Annotated in this window: 21 protein-coding genes and 2 pseudogenes; 7 read left to right on the top strand and 16 right to left on the bottom strand. The window is 37.9% G+C overall.

Annotation, left to right across the window (positions count from 1 at the left end):
• Positions 1-215: 215 nt before the first annotated feature.
• The 3 genes from trhO to VSAL_RS17230 all read right to left on the bottom strand — a co-directional run bounded on the left by trhO (position 216) and on the right by VSAL_RS17230 (position 3,798).
• Complete coding sequence (trhO, locus tag VSAL_RS17240; protein WP_012551602.1) at positions 216-1,196, bottom strand: oxygen-dependent tRNA uridine(34) hydroxylase TrhO; 981 nt, start codon at positions 1,194-1,196, stop codon at positions 216-218.
• Positions 1,197-1,415: 219 nt separating this feature from the next.
• On the bottom strand, positions 1,416-2,867 hold the full coding sequence (locus tag VSAL_RS17235; RefSeq protein ID WP_012551601.1) for a catalase: 1,452 nt from the start codon (positions 2,865-2,867) through the stop codon (positions 1,416-1,418).
• 58 nt (positions 2,868-2,925) lie between these two features.
• Positions 2,926-3,798: a patatin-like phospholipase family protein gene (locus VSAL_RS17230; RefSeq protein ID WP_012551600.1), complete on the bottom strand. Its 873-nt coding sequence runs from the start codon at positions 3,796-3,798 to the stop codon at positions 2,926-2,928.
• A gap of 645 nt (positions 3,799-4,443) precedes the next feature.
• Between VSAL_RS17230 and gfa the strand changes: the two genes are divergently transcribed.
• Entirely contained in the window at positions 4,444-5,007 is a 564-nt protein-coding gene (gene gfa, locus VSAL_RS17225) for an S-(hydroxymethyl)glutathione synthase (RefSeq protein ID WP_012551599.1), read from the top strand.
• A 94-nt stretch (positions 5,008-5,101) separates the two neighbouring features.
• On the opposite strand, the gene VSAL_RS17220 is transcribed toward gfa, so the two are convergent.
• From VSAL_RS17220 to otnK, 4 genes and pseudogenes are all read right to left on the bottom strand, one after another.
• A complete protein-coding gene (locus VSAL_RS17220) occupies positions 5,102-6,565 on the bottom strand; it encodes a GntP family permease (RefSeq protein ID WP_012551598.1) in 1,464 nt (487 codons plus the stop codon).
• Positions 6,566-6,670: 105 nt separating this feature from the next.
• Complete coding sequence (otnI, locus tag VSAL_RS17215) at positions 6,671-7,447, bottom strand: 2-oxo-tetronate isomerase (RefSeq protein ID WP_012551597.1); 777 nt, start codon at positions 7,445-7,447, stop codon at positions 6,671-6,673.
• Positions 7,447-8,079: a 3-oxo-tetronate 4-phosphate decarboxylase gene (gene otnC / locus VSAL_RS17210; protein ID WP_012551596.1), complete on the bottom strand. Its 633-nt coding sequence runs from the start codon at positions 8,077-8,079 to the stop codon at positions 7,447-7,449. The genes otnI and otnC overlap by 1 nt, the downstream gene beginning before the upstream one ends.
• A pseudogene (otnK, locus tag VSAL_RS17205) lies at positions 8,076-8,999 on the bottom strand (3-oxo-tetronate kinase); the annotation flags it as partial. The pseudogene otnK and the gene otnC, both read right to left, overlap by 4 nt.
• A 79-nt stretch (positions 9,000-9,078) precedes the next feature.
• On the opposite strand from otnK, the gene VSAL_RS17200 reads away from it, so the two are divergent.
• Positions 9,079-10,272 carry an IS91-like element ISVsa9 family transposase gene (locus VSAL_RS17200; protein WP_012548955.1) on the top strand — a complete coding sequence of 398 codons (1,194 nt, stop codon included), beginning with the start codon at positions 9,079-9,081 and terminating at the stop codon, positions 10,270-10,272.
• A 140-nt stretch (positions 10,273-10,412) separates the two neighbouring features.
• Here the strand turns inward: VSAL_RS17200 and VSAL_RS17195 are convergent, their stop codons facing one another.
• The 6 genes from VSAL_RS17195 to VSAL_RS17170 all read right to left on the bottom strand — a co-directional run bounded on the left by VSAL_RS17195 (position 10,413) and on the right by VSAL_RS17170 (position 14,091).
• A complete protein-coding gene (locus VSAL_RS17195) occupies positions 10,413-11,144 on the bottom strand; it encodes a hypothetical protein (protein WP_044583536.1) in 732 nt (243 codons plus the stop codon).
• 314 nt (positions 11,145-11,458) lie between these two features.
• Complete coding sequence (locus VSAL_RS17190) at positions 11,459-12,019, bottom strand: acyltransferase (RefSeq protein WP_012551595.1); 561 nt, start codon at positions 12,017-12,019, stop codon at positions 11,459-11,461.
• A gap of 63 nt (positions 12,020-12,082) precedes the next feature.
• On the bottom strand, positions 12,083-12,685 hold the full coding sequence (locus VSAL_RS17185; RefSeq protein ID WP_012551594.1) for a hypothetical protein: 603 nt from the start codon (positions 12,683-12,685) through the stop codon (positions 12,083-12,085).
• An 89-nt stretch (positions 12,686-12,774) separates the two neighbouring features.
• Complete coding sequence (locus tag VSAL_RS17180; protein ID WP_012551593.1) at positions 12,775-13,032, bottom strand: helix-turn-helix domain-containing protein; 258 nt, start codon at positions 13,030-13,032, stop codon at positions 12,775-12,777.
• Positions 13,033-13,339: 307 nt separating this feature from the next.
• Complete coding sequence (locus tag VSAL_RS17175; protein ID WP_012551592.1) at positions 13,340-13,537, bottom strand: hypothetical protein; 198 nt, start codon at positions 13,535-13,537, stop codon at positions 13,340-13,342.
• Between the two features lie 353 nt (positions 13,538-13,890).
• A complete protein-coding gene (locus VSAL_RS17170; RefSeq protein WP_044583535.1) occupies positions 13,891-14,091 on the bottom strand; it encodes a hypothetical protein in 201 nt (66 codons plus the stop codon).
• Between the two features lie 73 nt (positions 14,092-14,164).
• Here VSAL_RS17170 and VSAL_RS17165 point away from each other — a divergent pair, with 73 nt between their 5' ends.
• The 5 genes and pseudogenes from VSAL_RS17165 to VSAL_RS17150 all read left to right on the top strand — a co-directional run bounded on the left by VSAL_RS17165 (position 14,165) and on the right by VSAL_RS17150 (position 17,458).
• Positions 14,165-15,358, top strand: a complete 1,194-nt coding sequence (locus tag VSAL_RS17165) for an IS91-like element ISVsa9 family transposase (RefSeq protein WP_012548955.1) — start codon at positions 14,165-14,167, stop codon at positions 15,356-15,358.
• Between the two features lie 188 nt (positions 15,359-15,546).
• Complete coding sequence (locus VSAL_RS17160; RefSeq protein WP_012551591.1) at positions 15,547-15,852, top strand: ArsR/SmtB family transcription factor; 306 nt, start codon at positions 15,547-15,549, stop codon at positions 15,850-15,852.
• A 4-nt stretch (positions 15,853-15,856) separates the two neighbouring features.
• On the top strand, positions 15,857-16,330 hold the full coding sequence (locus VSAL_RS17155) for a methylated-DNA--[protein]-cysteine S-methyltransferase (protein WP_012551590.1): 474 nt from the start codon (positions 15,857-15,859) through the stop codon (positions 16,328-16,330).
• Positions 16,331-16,567: 237 nt separating this feature from the next.
• Positions 16,568-16,669: pseudogene (locus tag VSAL_RS24285) on the top strand (ion channel); the annotation flags it as partial.
• Between the two features lie 96 nt (positions 16,670-16,765).
• Complete coding sequence (locus VSAL_RS17150; protein WP_049940442.1) at positions 16,766-17,458, top strand: NAD-binding protein; 693 nt, start codon at positions 16,766-16,768, stop codon at positions 17,456-17,458.
• 3 nt (positions 17,459-17,461) lie between these two features.
• Here VSAL_RS17150 and VSAL_RS17145 read toward each other — a convergent pair whose 3' ends face one another.
• The 3 genes from VSAL_RS17145 to VSAL_RS17135 form a co-directional block, all read right to left on the bottom strand.
• Complete coding sequence (locus tag VSAL_RS17145; protein WP_012551589.1) at positions 17,462-18,802, bottom strand: heavy metal sensor histidine kinase; 1,341 nt, start codon at positions 18,800-18,802, stop codon at positions 17,462-17,464.
• Positions 18,803-18,806: 4 nt separating this feature from the next.
• Positions 18,807-19,490 carry a heavy metal response regulator transcription factor gene (locus VSAL_RS17140; RefSeq protein ID WP_012551588.1) on the bottom strand — a complete coding sequence of 228 codons (684 nt, stop codon included), beginning with the start codon at positions 19,488-19,490 and terminating at the stop codon, positions 18,807-18,809.
• 111 nt (positions 19,491-19,601) lie between these two features.
• Entirely contained in the window at positions 19,602-19,961 is a 360-nt protein-coding gene (locus VSAL_RS17135; RefSeq protein WP_012551587.1) for a DUF3316 domain-containing protein, read from the bottom strand.
• Positions 19,962-20,086: the final 125 nt, after the last annotated feature.

Raw genomic sequence — 20,086 nt, 5'->3', positions numbered from 1 at the left:
CAATAAAAGCGAGGCGATTAACGCCTCACTTTCGTTTATAAAATTAGCAAGGATTGATGAATTGGCGATAAAATCAGACACAAATAAACGGTTTATTCACGCATTTGTTATCTGCTTTCCATCTAATAATGAGTCAAATGAAAGCCTATTATATTCTTTCGAGTCAGTTCATTATTTATGTTTCACATTCATTTTGGATCAATACTGCATTCTTCTTACTTAGATGATCTCTGTTGCTGCTTCTTCTCTTTCTTTTCTTGTTTACGTTGCTCAATCAATTTTGCAGCGTCACCACCAACGTGAGTTTCCCCTCTTTCATTAGCCAACTGCACTTGTTTTTCACGCTCACGGAAACGAGATTTTTGCTCTTCGGTATGTTGGTCAATACATTTAGGACAACTTACGCCTTTCTCAAAAGAGTCTGACTGCTTATCTTCGTCTGTGATCGGTAAGCGGCACGCATTACACACATCATAATGACTTTTCTCTAGTTGATGATTGACGGCAACTCGACCATCAAACACATAACAATCGCCTTCCCATAAGCTGTTTTCTTCTGGTACTTCTTCAAGGTACTTTAGTATTCCACCTTCAAGATGGTACACCTCATCAAATCCCTGCTCTTTCATGTAAGCCGTCGATTTTTCACAACGAATCCCCCCCGTACAGAACATCGCTACTTTTTTATGCTTTGCTGGGTCTAAATTTTCAGCCACATATTGAGGAAAATCGCGGAATGTCTCTGTCTTTGGGTTAACAGCGTATTTGAATGTACCGATATCCACTTCATAATCGTTACGAGTATCAACCAATAGCACGTCAGGATCAGAAATAAGTGCATTCCAATCGGCTGGTTTTACATACGTGCCCACCACATGAAGAGGATCGATACCTTCTACGCCCATGGTGACGATTTCTTTTTTCAATTTCACTTTGGTACGATTGAAAGGTTGAACGTCATTGATTGATTCTTTATAAACTACATCCGCTAAACGTGAATCTTCTTTGAACCAAGTTAGCAACGTATCAATTGCTTTGCGAGAGCCAGCAACGGTGCCATTAATACCTTCACTTGCCAAAAGTAACGTACCTCTGATCTGATTGTCTTCCATCACTTGCGTTAATGGCTGACGTATTTCGGTGTAATCTTCTAATGAAACAAATTTGTATAACGCACAAACGATATATTGAGACATGGGTAACTTTCCTTTTTTGCGAGGCTGGATCGTAAATCCAGAGCAATGAGTATTTGCCTTAGCGGCTTATAATAATGCGGGGAGTATAGCGGAGGTCTATCGATACAAATACGGACAGTTTTTGTGGTTTTTAAGTCTCTGTATATTTAAACAAAAAAGGCAGACAACGATTATCGTCATCTGCCTTAAGCATATTTACTTATTATAATTCGCGATTAATTACGAATTATATTCACTGATATCGAAACCAAGTAGTTTACCAATACCTTCACCGTACGCTGGATCAGCTTTATAACAATGAGTTACGTGACGTAGTTGAATCTCTTTTGGCACACCATTTAGGTTACGTGCTGTGTTATCAAACAAAATTGCTTGTTTTTCAGCGGTCATTAATCCGAACAAGTCACCCGGTTGTGAGAAGTAATCTTCATCTTCACGGTGATCCCAATGTGCTGCTGCGCCATCTAAATTTAGTGGTGGCTCAGAGAAATCTGGTTGTTCTGCCCATTGACCTTGGTCATTTGGTTCATAACCTAATGTGCTACCGAAGTTGCCATCAACACGCATTGCGCCATCACGGTGGTAACTATGTACAGGACAACGAGGTGCGTTCACTGGGATGTGCTGGTGGTTAACGCCTAAACGGTAACGCTGGGCATCACCATACGCAAACAAACGACCTTGTAGCATTTTATCAGGAGAGAAGCTGATACCCGGAACCACATTTGCAGGGTTAAACGCCGCTTGTTCTACTTCTGCGAAATAGTTTTGTGGATTGCGGTTTAGCTCAAATTCACCCACTTCAATTAATGGGTAATCTTTGTGTGGCCATACTTTGGTTAAATCAAATGGGTTGTAAGGTACTGTTGCCGCATCTGCTTCTGGCATGATTTGTACTTTCAATGTCCATTTAGGGAAGTCTTGGTTATCAATACTGTCTAGCAAGTCACGTTGATGACTTTCACGATCATTACCGACTAATTCGCCCGCTTCTGCATCTGATAGGTTTTTAATGCCTTGTTGAGAGACAAAGTGGAATTTCACCCAATAACGTTCGTTATCGCTATTGATAAAGCTGAATGTGTGGCTACCAAAACCATGCATATGTCGGTATGTCGCAGGAATACCACGGTCACTCATCACGATAGTTACTTGGTGCAGTGCTTCTGGTAATGACGTCCAGAAATCCCAGTTATTTTTCGCGCTTCGCATATTTGTGCGAGGATCACGTTTTACTGCGTGGTTTAAATCAGGGAATTTCAATGGATCACGTAAGAAAAACACCGGGGTATTGTTACCCGCTAAATCCCAGTTACCTTCTTCAGTGTAAAACTTCAGAGAGAAACCACGGATATCACGCTCAGCATCTGCCGCGCCACGTTCACCCGCAACGGTAGAGAAACGCGCAAACATGTCTGTTTTTTTGCCAATGTCTGAAAATATTTTTGCTTTTGTGTATTTGGTAATGTCATGAGTAACCGTAAACGTACCATAAGCACCTGAACCTTTTGCGTGCATACGACGCTCAGGAATAACTTCACGATCAAAATGCGCCAGTTTTTCTAAAAACCAAACATCTTGCAGAAGTTGAGGACCACGTTTACCCGCAGTTTGAACATTTTGGTTATGTGCAACAGGGCAACCTGCTGCTGTCGTTAATTTCTTACTCATTACTCATTCCTTAGTATTATTATAAAAGTACACAGTAAAGCGATTAATAAAGGTGGTGCTAAATACAAAAGTGACAATTTTCACTGTCCAACCCGAAAGTACCATCACGGCTGGACAAATGATGTAAACCGGCAGATACGCCCATTTCATACCCTGCAACCAGTGTAGGATATTTCATGGAAAGACGCTTAACCGCAAAATCTTCTGGTGGTGCGATCACTCGAATCGTCGTTCCTTCTGGAGGGTTACGAATAAACTCCAGTGATTGATTATAATTTTCTGCTCGTACTAACATAGCTTGTGCTATTTGAGGGTATCGAGCTAATAACTTGGTCATTAACCAAGGTGATCGTGTTGGTTTCATTTCATAACTGAGTGGATGAGATAAAATGACCGTAATGTCTCTCGCCCCTCTTCGATACGCTTCTTTCACCGGAATAGAGTCCGCTACACCACCATCAGTATAACAACCACCAGAGAAACAAGGCGTCGACTTGTAGGCGATAGGAAGCGCAGTCGTTGCTTCTAATACGTCATCCACATTCTCTTTTTTTACTTGATAGTAATCCGCATTGCCACTGTCAATATTAGTAACGGCAGCATACAAAGGAATAGAAGAAAACAAACGTTCAAAATCCAAAGGATGTCGTGTATTTGACTCATCAATTAACCATCGAACATCAACAAGATCACCTCCTCGCGCAAACCGAGGAAGATTAAAAAAGCGTTTATGAGTAGCAAGCTTGGTAATCACATGAAAGCTGCGTTGAGGATAATGTGCAAGGTAACCTAATAAGTTAGACGCTCCCGCTGACACTCCAATAGCAAAATCATAAGGCATAAATTCATTTTTCATGAAGATATCCAGTACGCCGCTAGCAAAAATACCACGCATTGCACCGCCTTCAACTACTAACGCACTCTTCGCCATCTCTTTACCCTTTAATAATCTATGGGTATAGAGTAACCACTTAAGAGAATAAGAGATAATCGATTGTACTTATAGCTGTGATTTATAAAACCTATCAAAAACTAGATATGAATCATGATTTCTATAAATACCCACTCTTTCATCCTGCTATGTATTGTTTTTTTTAAAAAAAAGGAATGTTAATTAAAACCCTACTATTTGATAGTTACGATGACTTAGTGACTCTAATTCGTACAAAAAATCAAAATAATAATGTTACTTAATAGCACTAATTGGATCGGAAATATTTATTTTTGTCTTATTAAAAAATAATATATCAACTAAAAGTATCAAATACAGAAAAAATGACGTCATCATATGAAACAACAAATTGATATTAAATATCAATTAGATACGATAAACCCCACTAAGTAAAAATAACAAATAAGTAACAATGAAAAGGCCAGCAATGTTGATTATTACAAAACAGTAATAATAAATTACTATTTCTCTAATTGTGTCCGAAGCAAAAAAGGCGAAAAATGCCTCCCATCGTTTGAGCAATCAAATAATCAAACTATCTAAATAAATTAAGAGATTTCCATGGCTACAAGCTGCTTGAATAAACAAATAACTAAAATTTTAAAATTAATTAAGAGAAATAAAATGACTATTACAACACTACACCCAGCAATTGATAACGGTTTTTCAGCTACAGACGAAAACTTCCAAGGCGGAACATTACACTGCCAATGTAAAGAAAATAAAGTAGCAGTAAAACTGACGGCACAAACTGCACATAACCACGCTTGTGGCTGTTCTAAATGCTGGAAACCTGAAGGTGCTATCTTCTCTCAAGTAGCGGTAATTTCACGTGATAACGTTGAAGTCATTGCGAACGCAGAAAAATTAGTTGTTATTGATGAAGCAGCAACAATCAAACGTCACGCTTGTAAAGAATGTGGTACTCACATGTACGGCCGTATTGATAACCAAGATCACCCATTCTTTGGTTTAGATTTCGTTCACACTGAATTGTCTGAAGATGCAGGTTTCTCTGCGCCACAATTCGCGGCATTTGTTTCATCTATTATCGAAACAGGCACTGATCCTAAAGACATGGATGCTATCCGTGCTCGCTTTGAAGAATTAGGCCTTCCTACTTACGATTGCCTATCTCCAGCACTAATGGATGCAATTGCAACTCACATTGCTGCACAAAATAAATAAGTTTACTCTTATTTATAATTGCTAAATAAAAATCCGGATCACCCACTGAATGATCCGGATTTTTTATAATAGCTTTATAAATAAAGCTTATCGTTTAATTAATAGTTGCCATCTTTACTTGATTTTTTTCTTTTGCTTTTAACCAGAACATAATTACGGCTAGTACTCCGAATGGAACCAATGGATCAATCATTGTCCCCCCTTTACCAAACACAAGATTCAATATCATGATGATACTTGCACCAATCGCCCACGCTATCGTAGAAGAAACTGACCAGATTTTGATTTGGTCTGCAAGTTCAGTAATCCCTAATGTACGGTTGATAATATGAAAGTATGAATCGTTCAAGTGTGAAAATCCAACGGGACCAACAGCACAAGCCAGAGCAACAAACACAGGATCAAGACCCAGTGTTTCAACTAATGGTAAGGTCATTGTCGCCGCAACCATCATAGATGCTGTCGCCGAACCTTGGATAATTCGTAACATCGAAGCGATAGCTAAAGGAACAAGTAGAGGAGGAATACCACTGCTTGCAATCGCCTCAGCCACTTGTGGCCCTGCACCTGATGCTTTTAATACCGCTCCCATCGCGCCACCACAGCCAGTAACAATCAGAATTAACCCCGTAGTAGATAATGCGTCATCCATGGAACCAACCATATCTTTACGTTCGATATGACGAGTTAACCCATAAAGCGCCATCAATACACCAAGGCCAACAGCAACAACTGGGTTGCCAAGTAACTCAAGTACCTGATACGGCATTGAGTCGCCTTTTCCGATGATGGTATTCACTAAGATCAATGCAATCGGAATTAAAATTGGACCAAAAGATAAGAAGTTACTTGGCAGTTCTTTGTCGTCAGTTTCTTTTACTTTCTCAAGATTTGCCCAATCGGCTTGATTTGTTATCCACATATCACCATTTGGTACACGATAATATTCTTTACCTACTCGACGAATATAAATCATTGAAAGTAACATCATTGGGATTGAAACAATCAAACCCCACATCATGTAAACACCAAGATCAACACCTAGAATTCCAGCAACCGCGACAGGTCCAGGCGTTGGCGGCACAAGAGCATGAGTAATAAGAAGACCAAGTGCTAACGTCACACCAAGCCCCACAGCCGATTTACCCGTATCTCGTGAAATTGCGCGAACAAGAGAATGCAAAATAATATAAGCAGAATCACAAAAAACAGGAATGGCGACAAGCACACCGGTAAAACCTAACGCAAGATCTTCGCGGCCTTTACCACACAGTTTTACAAACGTTTTTGCCATTCGTACCGCGGCACCAGAGCGTTCAAAACACGCCCCCATAATCACACCAAACGCAATGATAAGACCGATACCACCGAGTACACCACCAAAGCCCGCTTGAATTGAGTTAATTAATTCTGTTGGTGCCATTCCTGCGAATAACCCCATAATGATACTTGCAATTATCATTGCTAATGCGACAGGAATTCGTGTTTTTATTATCATTCCCATCATTCCCATCATGGCTAAAATGCCAATTACGATACCAATTAATGCTCCGTCCATTGTCTCATTCCTTTTGTTTCTTATTGTATTGTTGTGTAGGGTTCAGTGATTTATCGGCTATTAATAAATCACTGCTATTTGCTTTATTTTTATCGTTTGAAAAGGTTATAAGTAAGGTTTTACCCAACCTAATCCTTCTTCTGTTGTATTTCTTGGGTTGTATTCACATCCGATCCAATCTTGATAACCACACTCATCCAACACCGTAAATAAGTGTGGATAATTTAGCTCACCTTCTGATGGTTCATGTCTTTCTGGTACTGATGCAATTTGAACATGGCCGATAAATGGAGCGACTTCTTTTATTAATGTACTTAAATCGCCATCCATGATTTGTGCATGGTAAAGATCCAATTGCAATTTCACATTTGGGCGATCTATTTGTTTAATTAGATCTACCGCTTCACGTTGATGAGCGACAAAATAATGGGGGACATCACGGCTATTTAGCGGTTCAATCATCAATTGAATGCCATGCTCTGCAAACTTATCTGCCGCATAACGAATATTTGAAATAAATGTTACCGTCTGTTGCTCACGAGTGTAATTCGTATCGATAAGGCCAGACATTGCGTGAACTTTTCGACAGTTCAATACTTCTGCGTACAATAACGCGGCATCAACACTCTGCTTGAATTCATCTTCACGACCCGGAATAGCAGCAAAACCACGTTCACCAGCATCCCAATCACCTGGAGGCATATTAAAAAGTGCTTGTTCAAAACCAAACATCTGCATTTTTTCAGCCAGTGCTTCTGCTTCAAATGCGTATGGAAATAAATACTCTACCGCTTTAAAACCTGCGCTGTGGGCTTTTTCAAATCGTTCCAAAAAATCGACTTCTGTAAATAACATCGTGAGATTTGCTGCAAATTTGGCCATTACTTTCCTCTCCCTTTTAAATCATCAACTTCTTTATCTGTAAGGTAACGAATCACTTTGTCTTTTAATAAAAAAGCTAACTTTGCTGTTTCTTCTAGCTCTTCAGCATTATCTACAGCATCAACAAAATCAGTTCCTGTCACTACTGGGCCATGATTTGCCAGTAAGAACGATCGGTAATCACTCGCTCTTTTTGCTAATTCTTCTGCAATTTTAGGCTCTCCCGGACGTAAATACGGGATCACTGGTAGCTGACCAATTCTCATCACGTAATAAGGGGTAAATGGTTGAATCGCATTCTCAGGATCTAACCCTTCTAAACAGGAAAGCGCCGTTAAATAGGTAGAATGTAAGTGGACTATCGCATTACATTGCAAACTATTACGATAAATAGCTAAGTGAAATGCCACTTCTTTTGACGGTTTTTTCCCTGAAATATGATTACCATCCACATCCACCACTGACAGATCTTCTGCCACTAAACGACCAAATGATGATCCTGTTGGCGTAGCAAGAAAATGACCATTAGGTAATTTGAGCGATAAATTACCAGCACCACCCGTTGCATAGCCTCGCTCAAACATAGAGCGAGCTAACTCAACCATTTGGTCTCTGAGTTGTTGTTCTGTCATAAGAAAAATCCTTGTGCTTTAGCGAAGAAGTTTTCATCTCCGAAGTTTCCAGATTTCAAAGCCAACGATAATGTGCCATCAAGAGATTTTACCCATGGCACGTCGGGAGCGATTTGAGGACCAATATGAAATCCTTTAACGGCAAGGCTTTGTGTCACAACACCAGAGGTTTCACCACCTGCAACAATAAAGTTCTTCACCCCATGCGATTGCAATTGAATGGCTAACTCACTAAAGAATTGCTCTACCGCGTGACTTGAAGCATGAGCCCCGAATTCTTTTTGAATCGCCTTTAATGTTGCAGTATCTGCTGTTGCATACACTAAGGGAGCCAACTCTGCGTGGTTGTTTGTCATTACCCAATCAAAGACATCATTTACGTATTGTTTATTGGTTAGACACGCTTTTACATCAATCGAAAGATGAGGGGCTTTCTCTTTATAGATACTCACTTGCTGATTAGTCATTACAGAACATGAGCCTGAGAACACTACAGTTGGAGCCTTCGCCGGATAGCCTTTTTGCTTGGCATCACTTTGATCCGTTAAATTCTCAACCCAGTTTTTGGCAATCCCAGCAGCTAAACCAGACCCGCCAGTAATTAGCTTAAATGATTTAGCGGCTTGGCCTAGAGTAACAAGATGCTCTGTAGTAAATGCATCCACCACCGCATAGGTATGACCTTGTGTTTTTAGCTCATCAAAACGAGCTATTGTTACATCAACACCCTGCTCTATCGTTTGGAAATTAACTAGACCTGATGTCCCTTTAGATTGACCATCCATTAAACGAACAATGTTTGAATCCATCATTGGTGTGACTGGGTGATTTCGCATTCCTGAATCACTTAATAACTCACCAAATACAAATAAATGACCGTTGTAGACCGTACGTCCATTCACAGGGAGTGCAGGACACACGAACAATAGGCGCCTACGGCGCAAATCAAAAGGACTCAACCTCTTCCATTGTTGCCAATAAATCGTTTATCCTATCGCCATGCACGCATATAAACCCCTGAAACAATTATTTAATAGTCAAAATAACTGGCTTAAATTTCTTCATAATAACAAAGCTAACCTAAGAGCGGTCGTGATTGAAAATGTCACAAAGATGCTGTCCTGTGGGACAGCGGCTTTTGGCTCTCGCGAATATCATTGTTGCAACCCTGACTGTACCCATATCAAATATATTCACCAAACCTGTAAATCTCGAGCGTGCAGTAGCTGTGGCATGAAAGCCACAGAGCGATGGATACAAAAGCAACAACATGTCTTCCCTGAATGCGAATATCAACACATCACCTTTACCCTTCCAAACACGCTATGGCCTATCTTTCGTCATAACCGTTGGCTGTTAAATAAATTATTCAAATGTGCTGCAAACATTCTGCTGGGATGGGCAAAAGATAAAGGAATAGATGTCGGTATCTTTTGTGCTCTTCATACTTACGGTCGAAAACTGAATTGGAATACGCACTTACATTTATCGGTCACTCGTGGGGGAATTTGTGAACGTACCGGTTTATGGAAACCCATTTACTTCCAAATGAAAACGACAGAGCCTTGTTGGAGAGCGGCTATCGTCAGTTTATTGGGTAAGGCTTATTATGAGCTTGATTTATCAAGCGAAGAATGCCCCTATATCCGTAATAAAACGGATTGGTCACGCTTTTTAAGCAGTCAATATAATCGTCGTTGGAAGCTTCATTTTGCTAAAAAGACAAATAATGTAAAACCGACGATGAACTATCTTGGTCGGTATTTAAAACGGCCCCCGATTTCAGCGTCACGTTTAAGTCATTACGCCAAAGGCGGAATGATAACGTTTAATTATTTAGACCATCGAACAGGAACAACAGACAGCCTAACATTATCACCAGAAGAGATGATAAGACGGATAGTAGAGCACTATCCTGATAAACATTTCAAGATGATCCGATACTACGGTTTTTTATCAATGCGTCGTCGTGGAGAAGCTCTGCCTAGAGTTTATGCAGCTTTAGGTATGACAATAGAAGCTGAGCCGAAAATGCCAGGGTATGCCGCAATGTTAAAAGGATATGTAAAAGTAGATCCGTACGAATGTATTTTATGTGAAAGTCGTCTGGTGTTTACGAATTTCCGAGTCGGAAATTCGGTCAATGATTTAGTCACCCATGCGATAGTTCAGTCAGAATTGAGGGCAGCATAATAAGGTTTGTAGGATAAGTGTATCTAAAACTCATGAAATAGGGCTAAAACAGTTATAAAATCCCCGATAATTATATTTTCGATACCTTTTAAAAAAACAGCGATGGTGAAATTGGCTTTTTTAGACGGGCCAATGCTAACTCAGCAACATTCAAATTCCTTACCTTGAACTAATAAATAATTTACTTTAAAATCTGGAAAAAGTTTTTTGTTCATTGAGTTTGCAAAGTTTGCAAAATCCATTGGCTTAATACTTAATTCTGTATCATCAGGGATTTTGTATAATATTTCTTTTGAAAATATTGTATAAGCTGTATTTCTTGATTTTACACCAACAAGTGAATTGTAATCTTTCAATTCTTGAATACGTTTAATTTTTTGATTAAACCTTTTTATCTTTCCATCAGTAGTTTTTTTTAAGTCAAGAATTTCGTTTTCGGGATCAATTTCTTCATTGCCTAATTTTTGTTTTAAGTTAATCCAAAAATCTTTTTCTAAATCATCAGAACCATCAGCATATCTTTTTAATGAAGTTTTTGCTTTTGCTCTTTTATCTGACAATTTAGCTTTATCAGAATCCGTATAAGCATTATTTATTTTTTCTAAATATTCTTTTTTCTCTACTTCCAGCGATTTTGTGATTGTGTCAAAAAGTTGATCGCCATTCAGCGAATTAACTTTTTTACCATCAATCCAAACAAGATTATTTTTAATTAGTTCAGGAGAACAAATATCTTTTAATTTGATCGGTTCTTTATAGAGTTTTAAAAGTGTGTTTTCAGCACGTAAGCTGTGCGCTCTTGATTTTGCACCTTTGGTTTTTCTAAAACCGTGATGGTTAAATTGTGAATGATATAAACGTTGTTTTTTCATTTGCTATTTCTCCGTTAGCGTTTGGATCTCCTTGTCTTTAAGCTCAATGCAATTGCCAACCTAAAATTAAAGTTTACTCAAGCGTAGCGATGAGAAACTTAGATTTTAGAGTCGTTGGTAGTCTGTTTCTTATTTTTATTGACCTGTCGTAAGTGTAAAATCCAACTTTTTTATTTACTCGTATATCAGTTAATCATGTATTAAAATATAATCAAGCCAAGTGTTTGAAAACTGGTTTTCTAACATAGCAATTAACAGAAAAAGACCATTAAATGATCTTTTTTAAACTGTACATTAACAGGTGTTATGTAAAATTATAATGCCTCAATTAAATACAATTCTTCAAGTTTCAGTAAATCCTTTTTTCTATCCTTTAACTTTTTAGCTGGATTACCTAAATATATACTCCAAGGCTGTGTACTTTTCCTAACTAAGGACAAAGCACCTATTGATGTTCCTTCTGCTAAATTAACACCAGGTAAAATAATAGAGCCAGCTCCGACAATTGCATGCCTACCCACCCTCATTTCTTTTTTTACTACAAACTTATATTTATCAGGAACTGTAGGGTTGGTCATGCTACTACCACTATAATCATCAGTACGGGTGAAGATTTGACAGCTATAAGCTAAACCAGAAAAATCATCAAATATTAACCCTTCTTCACCACCTGCAACTAAGCAGTGTGTAGCGAAGTGAACATTTCTACCTATTTTAACCTTTCCTGATACTACACAAAAATCATCAATTCTAGAGTGATCACCCAATTCAATTTCATTACAATTGTATATTGATGCTTTATCACTAATTTTTACCGACTTACCAAGGCTTTTAAACCCCATACATTTTAATTCATCATCCGTTAAAAACGCCACAGCCCAATCCTTATTTTAGAGTATTACCCATTTAACATATTAATATACAACACATATAAATATTTATTTAATAGATTCTTTTATTAATCGTACATTTTCACGAGCGTTTGCGCTGTCTCGTTGAACCAATTCACGATATTTTGAATATTCTTCATTAAACCAGTCACCCCAAAAATGACCGCTTTTATCTACATCCAATTTATCTAAATATTCAATGAATTTTTCTTTTCTGGCAAACTTTGGATTGTTGATGTTTTTAGTTTTCCAATCAATAGAATTATCAATAAATTGTAAAATTGATTTGTTGGTTGGTGATGTTTCCAAGAAATATTTTGAGAATACTAAAAAATTCATTGTTGTGAATTGTTGAAAATAATTTTTATTATTATCTACTAAAACGCCTAAAACATATTTAGCGAGTTCACTTTTTACAATTCTTGTAAGTCCTGAAATCTGACCGCCAAAAGATGCCATTTTAGGCATTATTCTATTTTGAAACTCTAAGCCAAGATCCCAATCGGTATCTTTTCTCATTTCAATTTCATCAATAAAATCTTGAAGCATTTTGTTTTTTTCTTCATTTAATTTTGTAACTTTTACATAGCAATCATTCTTTATTTCAAATGCTATATGTAGCTTAACCGTGTCGTGTTTAAAATCTATCATTATTTAGCTCCTTATAATGGCTTTAAAAAGTGGTTTTCTAACCTTTTTATATTATTTGACATATTAAAAATATATGTCAAATAATATGACTATTTTGAAGCTTTCCAAGAATTGATAGAACGAATATAAATACCATCTTTTCTACGCCCAACAACTTGATTTTCTTCAAGTTTTTTTAATGCTCGTCTAAAATTGGCTGGTAATATGCCGCAGGCGCAAGCCATTTCTGGATTTGTTAGTTTTACCGTCTTATCGCCTGTATTTAGTAGGTATACAACGATTTTCAATTCAACTTTTGTTAAATCTGCTTTTAAAACGATTTTTAATAATTTCAGTTCATTTTCCATAATGTTTTTCCTTTTTTAATGGTATATACATAGTGTAAATCTTTTTTGAACTGTGTCGAATCTTTTTTGATTTAATTTAAAATGCAACATAGATCTTTTTCGATTTATTGATAAATCATTTTCGATTTATTTTAGGGTCATTTTTGATTTATCGTTTTAGGGCTGTTTAAAAATTAGTTTTCTAACATACACAAATAGGAAAAGGCTGAAAATACCGTTTTTGGTGATAATATGCCCATTTATCATAATAAAACATAAACACGCTTTAAAAACTGGTTTTTTAACATATCATTAATATAATCGGTCATCATTTCGCCAATTTTTCAAGTTCGTCAAGTTTTGCCATACGATTGTTGAAGTCTGCCAATTCTGGCGCAGTGGCTTCATAAACCTCTATTTTATCGGCTAATTCGTGTATAGCCTTGATGTTGGCTTCATAATCTTCTAAAAGCTCGAAAATAAGCTCCATAGCTCGATCTGTGCTTTCTGGTGAATTAACAATCATAATTTTACCTCAATATTTCGGGGATAACCTGATAGCACCGTGTGATACCTTTTTGATAGTGATAATTAGTTTTAGATATAAAAGCCTCATATGACGATTTTAAAGGGTTTTTATTTCTTTTCCTGCTAAACCGTCTTTTGACCTTTGTTTGTCGATACGGGAGAGATTAGGGACGAATAGAACGATTTTGTAACGCTCACTCTCTTTGAGAATAATTCTCTCTAAATGAACAATCCTTAAACCCACTAAAACAAGACACCCTATCGGGGGATAACCTGATACCACCTAATGACGGGTAAAATTATTAACAATTTGAGTCCTGAAAAACATTAAATTGTGGATAACTAAAAAAGCTATTTTTCTATTTTTGACCAATTGCGTTCAACTGTTCTTAATGATTTACCTGATAGATTAGCAACGGCTTTTTGTGTTGGCTTGATACATTGGCTCACTAATTCATTAAAAGCGTCTTGTAGGGCGTTCTGTGTCGTTTCACGTTTGATTTTTGCTGAATAACTCGCACCAATAACCTTTTTGTCGTGATCTGAGAACAATAGGCGCCTACGGCGCAAATCAAAAGGACTCAACCTCTTCCATTGTTGCCAATAAATCGTTTATCCTATCGCCATGCACGCATATAAACCCCTGAAACAATTATTTAATAGTCAAAATAACTGGCTTAAATTTCTTCATAATAACAAAGCTAACCTAAGAGCGGTCGTGATTGAAAATGTCACAAAGATGCTGTCCTGTGGGACAGCGGCTTTTGGCTCTCGCGAATATCATTGTTGCAACCCTGACTGTACCCATATCAAATATATTCACCAAACCTGTAAATCTCGAGCGTGCAGTAGCTGTGGCATGAAAGCCACAGAGCGATGGATACAAAAGCAACAACATGTCTTCCCTGAATGCGAATATCAACACATCACCTTTACCCTTCCAAACACGCTATGGCCTATCTTTCGTCATAACCGTTGGCTGTTAAATAAATTATTCAAATGTGCTGCAAACATTCTGCTGGGATGGGCAAAAGATAAAGGAATAGATGTCGGTATCTTTTGTGCTCTTCATACTTACGGTCGAAAACTGAATTGGAATACGCACTTACATTTATCGGTCACTCGTGGGGGAATTTGTGAACGTACCGGTTTATGGAAACCCATTTACTTCCAAATGAAAACGACAGAGCCTTGTTGGAGAGCGGCTATCGTCAGTTTATTGGGTAAGGCTTATTATGAGCTTGATTTATCAAGCGAAGAATGCCCCTATATCCGTAATAAAACGGATTGGTCACGCTTTTTAAGCAGTCAATATAATCGTCGTTGGAAGCTTCATTTTGCTAAAAAGACAAATAATGTAAAACCGACGATGAACTATCTTGGTCGGTATTTAAAACGGCCCCCGATTTCAGCGTCACGTTTAAGTCATTACGCCAAAGGCGGAATGATAACGTTTAATTATTTAGACCATCGAACAGGAACAACAGACAGCCTAACATTATCACCAGAAGAGATGATAAGACGGATAGTAGAGCACTATCCTGATAAACATTTCAAGATGATCCGATACTACGGTTTTTTATCAATGCGTCGTCGTGGAGAAGCTCTGCCTAGAGTTTATGCAGCTTTAGGTATGACAATAGAAGCTGAGCCGAAAATGCCAGGGTATGCCGCAATGTTAAAAGGATATGTAAAAGTAGATCCGTACGAATGTATTTTATGTGAAAGTCGTCTGGTGTTTACGAATTTCCGAGTCGGAAATTCGGTCAATGATTTAGTCACCCATGCGATAGTTCAGTCAGAATTGAGGGCAGCATAATAAGGTTTGTAGGATAAGTGTATCTAAAACTCATGAAATAGGGCTAAAACAGTTATAAAATCCCCGATAATTATATTTTCGATACCTTTTAAAAAAACAGCGATGGTGAAATTGGCTTTTTTAGACGGGCCAATGCTAACTCAGCAACATTCAAATTCCTTACCTTTAAATTTAAAGAGGATCAAACTATGGACATCGAGATTGTCGCTAAAGCATTGAAAGAGCTAGGTCATCCTACACGTTTGGCTATTTATAAAAGTGTGGTGAGAGCAGGATACAAAGGTATTGCGGTTGGCGGACTTCAAGAGAAATTGGATATTCCGGGTTCTACGTTGTCTCATCATGTGTCCGGTTTAGCGTCTGCGGGGCTAATTTCACAACGCCGTGAAGGTCGTACCCTTTTTTGTGTGGCTGAATATGAGAAACTGACGTCAGTGATTGGTTTTTTACAAGATGAATGTTGTTTTGATGAAGCGTGTGAAGAAGAGGAATAATAAAATGAATGTATATACGCAATTTGATAGTCCAATAGGCCTGATCACGGTCAATGGTAATGACGATGGTCTACTGGGTGTGTGGTATGAAAGTCACGCAAGAACACTTAGTGACTTTGGAGTGCAAGACGATGAGCATCCAATTTTGCAACTCACTATTAGCCAGTTAACCGAATACTTCAATGGTGAACGTCGTGAGTTCTCGATCCCATTAGCGGCAAATGGCACAGAATTTCAAAACAAGGTATGGCAGGCATTAACGACCATTCCTTATGGTGAAACCTGGTGTTATAAAGATCTCGCTATTGCAGTCGGCAACCCTAAAGCCTCTCAAGCGGTAGGTGGCGCTAATGGTAAAAATCCGATTTCAATTATCGTGCCTTGCCATCGTGTTATTGGTAAAAATGGCAGTTTAACGGGCTATGCGGGTGGCCTAGATATTAAAGACGCGCTATTAAAACTGGAAGGTGTACGTTAATTTTTTAGTCAGTTACACTGTCTTGTTTTTTTAAGTCAGTATTGGCTTAAAATTTTCATGGAAACGAAATAGAAGGGAGATGGATATGCACGCAATATTAAAAGTCATTAATAACTTGATTAATAAGCATTTTATGGCGATTAATATGTACACACTGATGTTTCTTCTTATCAGTTACGCACTATTAAGTTGGTTAGGGTTATCGTATGCAAATGAACCCCAGTTAACCGACAATTTATCCAGTTTTTTTACTACATTGTCACGACAAGCAGTACCGTCGGTTATGGAGATTTAAGTCCAACAACGGATTATGGTCGTTTATTTTCAGCACTGTTTATTATTCCATGCGGTGTTGGTTTATTTGCGTTGTCAGTGGGACGTGCCGCGGTATTTTTTACCGATTTTTGGCGTACAAACAGAAGAGGGAGACGAAACTTGAACTTAGAAAATCACATTATCGTTATTGGAATAAACAGTGGGCGAACGCCTCACCTTGTTCAAATGTTAAGAAGAGAAGAGCAAGGCCGACGAGAAGTGGTGGTTGTCTCTTGTGAGTATGAAGAGTCTCCTTTTGATTCTGATATCCATTTTGTGCGCGTTAACTCGTTTACTGATGCGGTTGAAATGGAGCGTTCTAATTTATCAAAAGCCAGTGCGGTGATTGTCGATACCGATTTAGACGATGTGACATTAACGGTGAGCTTATTTGTTGCAGAGCAAAACAGCGAAGCACACTTAGTCGCGCATTTTGAAGACCCAATCAAACGAGATTTACTGCATAAATATTGCCCAAATTCAGAGTGTATTTCGTCATTGTCGACAGAATTAGTTGCGAAGTCTGTGATGGATAAAGGCTCAAGCTTTATTCATTCTGAGTTGGTGAGTGCGCATGAAGGTCAGACTCAATACTCAATTGAGATACCGAGCGACATCACGCCATTTACGATTGAATCGGTGTATACGCCATTTAAGAAGCAGTATGAAGCCATCATTATTGCCATACAGACAAATAATGAAGGGTGTAAAATTAACCCAAGTCTAGAAACCATACTATCGCCAGGCGATGTGATTTATTACATTGCGGATGAACGTATTGTTGATTTGAATTGGGCTAACATTACGAATTAATCATTATTTTTGGAAAGAAACGGTAAACGTTGTTTGTGTATCGGCAGACTGCACTGTTATCTTTCCACTATGTGCATTTACAATCGAACGAACGATGGTTAATCCAAGTCCTGCGCCTGTGCTGCTTGAATGTCGTCGTGATTTATCGGCTCTGTAAAAGCGCTCAAAAATAAAAGGCAGATCCTTTTCTTGGATGGTGTCACCTGTGTTTGAAATTGATAATTTCACTTTATTTGGGCTGTCTTTGATATCAATTAAAATAGAACTGTTTGGTGCTGAATGACGAATTGCGTTTGATAAGAGATTATTAGCAATTCGTTGTATCATCGATTTATCCCCCCATAGCACGCCCTTACCAGAAAGCCGAATAGTAACGTCTGACTCTTCAGAAATGATGCTGTAATATTCTACAATAGGTTCAAATAATGAGACTAAATCTAAGTGAATATTACTCTTTAATAGCAAATCATTTTCTGATTTAGCAAGGTAAAGAGTATCGTTAATGGTTTTATTGATCCGTTCTAATTCTTCTAAATTAGACGATAAAATGTCTTGATAGTCTTGTGTGGATCTTGGGTGCGATAGCGTGACTTGAGTTTGTGTCACAATGTTCGATAATGGGGTTTTTAACTCATGGGCAATATCAGAAGAAAAGTCACTTAAGCGCTGAAACCCCAATTCTAATCGTTCAAGCATTTGGTTTTGCACCCTCGCAAACTCAATGAGCTCAGTGGGTAAACTTTCATCAGATAATCGGATATGCAATTTATTTGGTTGAACTTCTTTGATTCGATTTTGCAGTGACCTAAGCGGTTTAAATCCCATACTCACGATCAAAAAACTGTAAAGAAAAGACAGCAAACTCGCGATGCTAATAGACCACATTAAAATAACTTTGAGTTTTTTATTAAATTGAATGTGATGATCAATGTTAATGCCAATGAGAAGGCCAGTGTACTCATCATGTGCGTTTAGAGGATAATATAAGGTTCTAAATGTGTGGTTATTATACGTCCACTCGTTAAGGTCTTTTGATGGAGAAAATGCGTCATCATTTGCGATTACGTTGGTGTTTTGGGTTTGCTCTCCGTTATTTTTGGTTATCCATACATTAATGCCTCTGCTTTTTAATGATGCAAATATCTCGGTACTGGTAATCCCTTTGTTTTGCAGTAAGACGGAAATGGAAGTGCGGTTGGAGGTTAGTTGATTACGATCTTCTTCATAGAAATGGGATTGAACGAGATACTGAATGGCGATGCCAAGGCCAATAAACACAAACACCGAGGTGGAGAAAAACATGAGGGTGAGCTTTAATTTCATTGAAAGATAATGAGTTTTCATTGCATCACACCTCGTCCATTTTATAACCCATTCCTCGCACCGTGTGAATCAATGGCGTGTCGTAAGGTTTATCGATTTTTGCTCTGAGTCGCTTAACGGCAACGTCAATGACATTGGTGTCACTGTCGAAATTCATATCCCAAATGAGAGAAGCGATGGTGGTTCTTGATAGCACTTCTCCTTGCTTTCGCATGAACAATTCGAGTAATGAAAATTCTTTTGCTGTTAGCGTAATATTATCGTGATTTCTTGTCGCAGTGTGTTTTAAAAGGTCGAGTTGTAAATCACACAAGACTAACTCGTTTACTTTTTGGGTGTGCGAGTTTGCAGTTTGAGATCTCAGTGCATTTTCAATACGAGCTTTTAATTCAGCAAAGGCAAAGGGCTTGATTAGGTAATCATTCGCGCCGAGTTCAAACCCTTTTACTCTATCATCTACTTGATCTTTTGCCGTCAGCATAATAATAGGCGTGCTATTTTCGCAGTTTCTGAGCGTTTGCAAAATTTGCCACCCATTCAATTTTGGCAGCATGACATCTAAGATAATTAAATCGTATTGATATGTCGTTGCGTTATACAAACCATCAACGCCATCACGCGACAGATCAACAGTGTAACCGGACTCTGTTAATCCCTTTTTTAGATAATCTCCAGCTTTCGTTTCATCTTCTATTATAAGTAGTTTCATCACGTTACTTCTTTAAATATGGAGAACAATCAGTGGGTATCAATACAATATAGTTGTATATCTCTTATATGATATCTTTATTAATAAACAATAGGTCAAAAAAATTAACCATTAGTTAGAGATCGGTTCTAAGTAATGATAGTTCGCGTGTATTAATCCAGTGTATTGTATTTGTCCTTGCATATTCATGGTTTCTTTAACTGTAATATAGCTCTGGTTATCTAATTGGACGTTTTGTGAATCGACTTTTAATATTTTCTGTAGTTCAGAAGGTGAACTATTATCGAGTTTATTTAACTGAGTCAAGGCTTGGTTGTAGGCTGCTTGTTTAGTGGTTACATGATCAGTATGAAGAATAGTGTGGCTTGCTTTATTAAGGTAGTGACCGCTAATAACAGCAGGGTTTGCCATCGCATTTGAGCTTGCAAGAATAATAACGGCTGATAGAGCAAGAGTTTTTAATGATTTCATGATGATTCCCTAATGAGTGGTTTTGTTTAAGTAGGTTCATAATAGCGGAGTGAAAGTGACATAACGGGGTCTGGTATATGACATTTTTGTCATGTTGGTTTTGGGGAATGGGTCGTGTTTTTATG

It is taken from the genome of Aliivibrio salmonicida LFI1238, from assembly GCF_000196495.1.
GTDB classification, from domain to species: domain Bacteria; phylum Pseudomonadota; class Gammaproteobacteria; order Enterobacterales; family Vibrionaceae; genus Aliivibrio; species Aliivibrio salmonicida.
The sequence above is the reverse complement of the archived record's forward strand: the minus strand, read 5'-3'. Positions and strand labels throughout refer to the sequence as shown.